5 protein-coding genes are annotated in these 5713 nt (G+C 67.3%); 3 read left to right on the top strand and 2 right to left on the bottom strand.

Going from position 1 to position 5713, the window contains the following annotated elements; translation table 11 throughout:
* On the bottom strand, positions 1–1002 hold a 1002-nt coding region (locus tag ACLJK8_RS20500), incomplete at its 3' end, for a dihydroxyacetone kinase subunit DhaK (protein WP_413152219.1).
* A gap of 249 nt (positions 1003–1251) precedes the next feature.
* Positions 1252–2280: a LacI family DNA-binding transcriptional regulator gene (locus tag ACLJK8_RS20495; RefSeq protein ID WP_413152218.1), complete on the bottom strand. Its 1029-nt coding sequence runs from the start codon at positions 2278–2280 to the stop codon at positions 1252–1254.
* A 180-nt stretch (positions 2281–2460) separates the two neighbouring features.
* Here ACLJK8_RS20495 and ACLJK8_RS20490 point away from each other — a divergent pair, with 180 nt between their 5' ends.
* The 3 genes from ACLJK8_RS20490 to ACLJK8_RS20480 are packed head-to-tail and all read left to right on the top strand — an operon-like array spanning position 2461 to position 5619.
* Positions 2461–3381 (top strand): carbohydrate ABC transporter permease, encoded by a 921-nt coding sequence (locus tag ACLJK8_RS20490; protein ID WP_413152217.1) that lies wholly within the window; start codon positions 2461–2463, stop codon positions 3379–3381.
* A 13-nt stretch (positions 3382–3394) separates the two neighbouring features.
* Entirely contained in the window at positions 3395–4273 is an 879-nt protein-coding gene (locus ACLJK8_RS20485) for a carbohydrate ABC transporter permease (RefSeq protein WP_413152216.1), read from the top strand.
* Positions 4274–4314: 41 nt separating this feature from the next.
* Positions 4315–5619 (top strand): ABC transporter substrate-binding protein, encoded by a 1305-nt coding sequence (locus ACLJK8_RS20480; protein WP_413152215.1) that lies wholly within the window; start codon positions 4315–4317, stop codon positions 5617–5619.
* Positions 5620–5713 lie beyond the last annotated feature (94 nt).

The following is a 5713-nucleotide window of genomic DNA, read 5'->3' as shown; positions in this document are numbered from 1 at the left end:
CGGCGCCACCACCGCGCACGGGCGCATCCAGGCGGCGGGGCCGGCCGGCGCCTCGAGCAGTCGTCGCAGATCCGCGTCGAGCGGCAGCGCGCTCAGCGAGACGCCGCGCATGTCGAGCGAGGTCATCAAGGGCGCCGGGCCGATCGCGAGCGCGACCCGCTCTCCGATCTCGCCCGAGAGCACCGCCTGCGCCACGACCTGCGCCTCGATCGGCGGCACGCCGCCCAGCGTGTTGATCATCAGGGCGAGGTCGCCCGTATCGCCGAGCGCGTCGCTCAACCGGTCGGTCAGCGGGCGCATCATCTCCCGGGCGCTCGCCATCGGCACGGTCTCGGCGCCCGGTTCGCCGTGGATGCCGAGGCCGAACTCAGCCTCCCGCGCCGTGATCCTGTCGGGGCTGTCCTGACCGGGGATCGCGCAACTCGTGAGCGACAGGCTGATCGTCTTCGCCGCCCCCGCGACCCGGCGGGCGAGAGCCGCGACGGTTTCGAGGTCCTCGCCCGCCTCCGCCGCCGCGCCGGCGATCTTGTGGACGAAAAGCGTCCCCGCGAGCCCCCGCGCCTGGACCGCCTCCGGCAGCGCGATGTCATCGGCGACGAGCACCATCTCGACCGCGAGACCCTCCGCGCGCGCATGTTCGGCCGCGAGGCCGAAGTTCAGCCGGTCGCCGGTGTAGTTCTTCACGATGAGAAGACAGCCCTTCGGCCCGGTCACCGCGCGGATCGCCGCCAGCACCGCCTCGACGGGTGGCGAGGCGAAGATGTCGCCGCAGACCGCGGCCGTGAGCATCCCCTCGCCCACGAAACCGGCATGGGCCGGCTCATGGCCCGAGCCGCCGCCCGAGATCAGCGCGACGCGGTCGCCCGGCACCGGATCGCGCAGCACGACACGGATGCCGGCCGGCGCGTCGAGCCGGGCGAGCCCCGCGCCACCGCCGCGCAGCAGCCCGTCGATCGCATCGTCGACGATGGTTTCGACCGAGTTCATGAAATGCTTGGCCATGGGTCCCCCCTCTATTCGTTCGGATCGGCGACGGCTCCGGGAATCGCGCGGATACTATTCATACGTACCGTACGTACAAAATATTGCAACCTTTGATCACCGTCACACTTTGATTTCACCCGGAGCACTGAAATCAAATCGTAAAATGCTCATGCCCTCGCATCCAGGCGCCGGAACAAGCTGTGGCGAACCGCGGCCGTCCCGACGCGGGCGTCGAGCGCGCCAGTGATGGCCGCGCCCCCCGGCGGTTCACTTTGGCGGAGGGCCCGCGGAGGCACGCCAGATGAGGGGCGCGGGTCTGACAAGACGGCGCTCGGCGGGATCGCCGTGTCCAAGGCGGCCGAGCAGCAGGTCGGCGGCGGCCTGGCCCTGCCAGTCGGCATCGACGCGGATCGTCGAAAGCGGCGGTTTCAGGAAGCCCGCGAAGGGAAGATCGTCGAAACCGACCACGGAGACGTCCTCCGGGACGGAGAGGCCGCGTTCCGACAGCGCCGACAGCAGGCCGAGCGCGATGGTGTCGTTCCCGGCGAGGATCGCCGTCCGGTCCGGCATGGCGTCGAGCAGCGCGAGGCCGGCGAGATAGCCGCTTTCCGCGCTGAAATCGCCGTGGCGGATCGCGGTGTCGGGCAGCTCCAGGCCGGCTCCGGCGAGGGTCTCGCGGATGGCGTGGATCCGCCGCTCCGTCGCGACGTAGCCGGGGCCCGAAAAGGCCACGTAGCCGAACCGCCGGTGGCCCAGCCCGATCAGCCGGGAGACGGCTTCCTGAAGACTGCTTCGCCCGGCGATATTCACCGCGTACTGGCCTGGATGGCCCGCCGTGCCGATGATCACGGTCGGGAAATCGCTTTCGATGAGTTCGAAGAGCGCGGTATCGTTGCTGCGCGGGCCCTGGACCAGAAGGCCGTCGATGCGCCGCGATTCCACCAGCGCGGTATAGGGATTGCCCTTCTCCGCCGGGTCCGGGCTTTCGAGCAGGAGATCGTAGCCCGCCGCCCGCGCCGATCGGCCGATGCTCCAGAACAGGATCGGGATGAGCCCGTCGAAACGGGAAATCCCTGCGTCGGCGATGATGAGCCCGATGGTGCGGGTCGCGCCGCTTTTCAGCATCCGCGCGGCCGAATTCGGCCGGTAGCCGAGTTCCTCGGCGGCGGCGAGAACCCTTCGCCGGGTTTCCTCGCCGATGGTGACCGCGTTCGAGCGGTTCATCACGAAGGAAACCGTCGCGCGCGATACCCCTGCCCTGCGCGCGACATCATGACTGGTCACCTTGCCCGCCATGTGACTCGACACTCCCTCCGCCTTCCACTTCACGATAACACGTGTAACCCTGGCCGAATCCGTTGACAAGCCCGAGTGGCGCTGCTAGGTACTAACACGTGTCAGTAACCCAAACCTGCAAACTGACACGTGTTATCAGCTCTGGAACGGAGCATTCGCCAAGGGAGGGAGCCGATGTCAATGGCATCGAAGACCATCGCCGCCGGCCCGCCGCGCACCGCCAGCCTGTCCACGCGGTGGCGCGAGGCGATGACCGGCTATCTCTTCATCGCGCCCGCGCTCGCGGGGCTCCTGCTCTTCTTCGCCTTCCCGACGATCCGGGCGCTCCAGATCAGCCTCACGGACTGGAACCTGATGCGTCCCGCCGAATGGGTCGGCTTCGAGAACTACGCGCGGCTCTTCGCGGACGGCACCTTCTGGGAGTCGCTGCGCATCACGCTGGCCTATGTGGCCTGGAACATCCCCGTGCAGACCCTGCTCGGCCTCCTGATCGCGGTTCTCGCGGACCGGCTCGCGAAATCGGTCTGGCTCCGCGCGGTCATCATCGCGCCCTATCTCATCTCGAACGTGGTCGCGGGCCTCGTCTGGATGCTCATGCTCGATCCGCTGATCGGCATCACCAACAATTTCCTGACGCTGATCGGGCTGCCGCCGCAGACCTTCATGGCCTCGCCGGATCAGGCGGTCGTCTCGCTCGCCGGCATCTCGGTCTGGCGCCACGTGGGCTTCACGGCGCTGCTCTTCTACGCCGGGCTGCAGTCGATCCCGAAGGATCTCTACGAGGCCGCCCGGCTCGACGGGGCGAGCGAATTCGCCATGTTCCGGCTCATCACCCTGCCGCTGCTGCGCCCGGTCCTGGTCTTCGTGCTCGTCACCAGCGTCATCGGCTCCTTCCAGGTCTTCGACGTGATCGCGGTCACGACCCAGGGCGGACCCGCCGGCTCGACCCGCGCGATCCTCTGGTACATCTACGAACACGCGTTCCAGCTTGGCGGCATGGGCTATGCCTCGGCGATGTCGATGGTGCTCTTCGTCGCGCTGATCGGCGTCACCCTCGCGCAACTGCGCTTCCTGCGCGCCGACCAGTCCGATCTGGCCTGAGGGAGGGGAACCCATGCCTTCGATGAAACTCGACCCGGGCCGCGCCGCCGGCTACGCCGCGCTCGCCGTCATCTGCTTCGTCTCGCTGCTCCCGATCTGGATCAGCCTCAAGACCGCCCTCACCGAGCCGAGCGAGGTGTTCCTCTCCGCCTCGCGGCTCTTCGCGCCGGACATCACCTTCGCGAACTTCCGCCGGGTGCTCGGGCTGCCGACGGAGATCGAACTCGCGAGCGTCGCGGCCTCGCCGATCAACTTCCTGCTCGCGCTTCGCAACAGCGTCATCTACACGGGCCTGCTCGTCGGCGGACAGCTCTTCTTCTCGTCGCTCGCCGCCTTCGCCTTCGCCCGGCTGCGGTTTCCGGGCCGCGAGGCGATCTTCATGAGCTTCATCGCCGCGACCATGATCCCGTCGATCGTGCTCTTCATCCCGAATTTCGTGCTGATCCGGGAACTGGGGCTCGTCAACACCTTCGCGGGCATGGTGGCGCCGAACGTCCTGATGCTGCCCTTCGCGGTCTTCTTCCTGCGCCAGTTCTTCATCTCCTCGCCGAGGGAGCTCGAGGAGGCGGCGCGGCTCGACGGGCTGAACTGGTTCCAGATCTACTGGCACATCGCGCTGCCGCTGCAGAAGGGGCCGATGGCGACGCTCGCGATCCTGCTCTCGATCCAGGCGTGGAACGACTTCTTCTGGCCCTTCCTCGTCGGCCGCGACGAAAACGTCCAGGTGATGGCCGTGGCGCTGGCCGAATTCCAGAACCAGACCGGCCAGGGCAACCCCGACTGGAGCGGACTGATGGCGGCGGTGATGCTGTCGATCATCCCGATCCTCTTCCTGCTCGTCTTCTTCGGTCGCCGCATCGTCGAATCCCTGCAGACGAGCGGCATGAAATGACCGCCCGACGGACCGAAACCGCCCAAGGGGGAGATACCGACATGAAGAAACTCATCGCCCTGATCCTCGCCGGAACCGCGCTCACCGCGCCGCCCGCCGTGGCGGGAGAGGTCGAATACTGGATGTGGGACGGCCGCCAGGTCCCCGTCTACCAGCAATGCGCCGATCTCTTCGAGGCGCGGAATCCGGAGATCCGGATCGACATCTCGCAGTTCGACTGGGGCAGCTACTGGACGACGCTGCTGACCGGGTTCATCTCCGGCGACGCCCCGGATGTCTTCGTCGATCACCTGAGCCGCTTTCCCGATTTCATCGAGAACGACATCCTCGTCGATCTCGCGCCGCTGATCGAACGGGACGGCTACGACATGGCGGGCTTCATGCCCGGTCTCGCGGAGAACTGGTCGCGGGACGGCGCCCGCTACGGGATGCCGAAGGACTGGGACACCGTCGCGATCGTCTACAACAAGGAGATGGTCGCGGAGGCGGGGCTGACCGAGGCGGACATGCGCGAACTCACGTGGAACCCGCGCGACGGCGGGAGCTACGAGAAGGTGATCGCGCGGCTCACCCTCGACAAGAACGGCGTGCGGGGCGACGAGGAAGGCTTCAACCCCGACCGGATCGCAAGCTTCGGCCTGCTCTACGAGCCGGTGGCGAACAGCCCCTTCGGCCAGTCCGAATGGAGCTATCTCTCAGCCTCGACCGGGTTCAGCTTCATCGACGGGCCTTGGGCGCGCGACTACCACGTCGACGATCCCCGGCTCGCGGAGACGCTGAACTGGCTTCAGGATCTCGCCTATGGTCCGGGCTACGCGCCGAAACGGACGATGACCGGCAAGCTCGGCGCCTCGACGCTCTTCGTCTCCCGCATGGGCGCGATGAACGTCCACGGCTCGTGGATGATCAACTGGTACCGCGACAACGCGCCCTTCGAGGTCGGCTTCGCCCCGGTCCCGGCGGGGCCGGAAGGACGGCGCAGCATGTTCAACGGGCTGGCGGATTCGATCTGGTCGGGGTCCGACAACCAGGCGGAAGCCTGGGAGTGGGTCAAGTTCCTCGGCTCCGAGGAGTGCCAGACCATCGTCGGCAAATCCGCCATCGTCTTTCCGGCGCGTTCGAACGCGGTGCCGGAGGCGATCGCGACGCACGAGGCCAATGGCGTCGACGTCTCGGCCTTCACCGATCTCGCGACACCCGAGACGACCTTCGCCTTCCCGATCACCGAGAACCCGGCCCAGATCACGAAGATCATGTCGAACACGCTCGAACTCATCATGCTGAACGAGGGCGAGCCGGCGGATCTTCTCAAGGACGCCAGCGACGAGATCGACGCGCTCTTCTGAGCCGCCCCGAAACGACGCGCGCCGCCGCGATCGCGGCGCGCCAACCCTTCACCCGAGCACCAGGGAGTATCCCCATGCGCACCCCCAAGATCAC

This window comes from Amaricoccus sp. W119, assembly GCF_047275745.1.
Lineage (GTDB): Bacteria > Pseudomonadota > Alphaproteobacteria > Rhodobacterales > Rhodobacteraceae > Amaricoccus.
This window is presented reverse-complemented; position numbering and strand designations above follow the sequence as displayed.

What these genes read in the sequence shown, in the direction of transcription:
- ACLJK8_RS20490 (WP_413152217.1), top strand. Translation starts at nt 2,461, where the DNA reads ATGGCATCGAAGACCATCGCCGCCGGCCCGCCGCGCACCGCCAGCCTG.
- ACLJK8_RS20480 (WP_413152215.1), top strand. Translation starts at nt 4,315, where the DNA reads ATGAAGAAACTCATCGCCCTGATCCTCGCCGGAACCGCGCTCACCGCG.
- ACLJK8_RS20495 (WP_413152218.1), bottom strand. Translation starts at nt 2,280, where the DNA reads ATGGCGGGCAAGGTGACCAGTCATGATGTCGCGCGCAGGGCAGGGGTA.
- ACLJK8_RS20485 (WP_413152216.1), top strand. Translation starts at nt 3,395, where the DNA reads ATGCCTTCGATGAAACTCGACCCGGGCCGCGCCGCCGGCTACGCCGCG.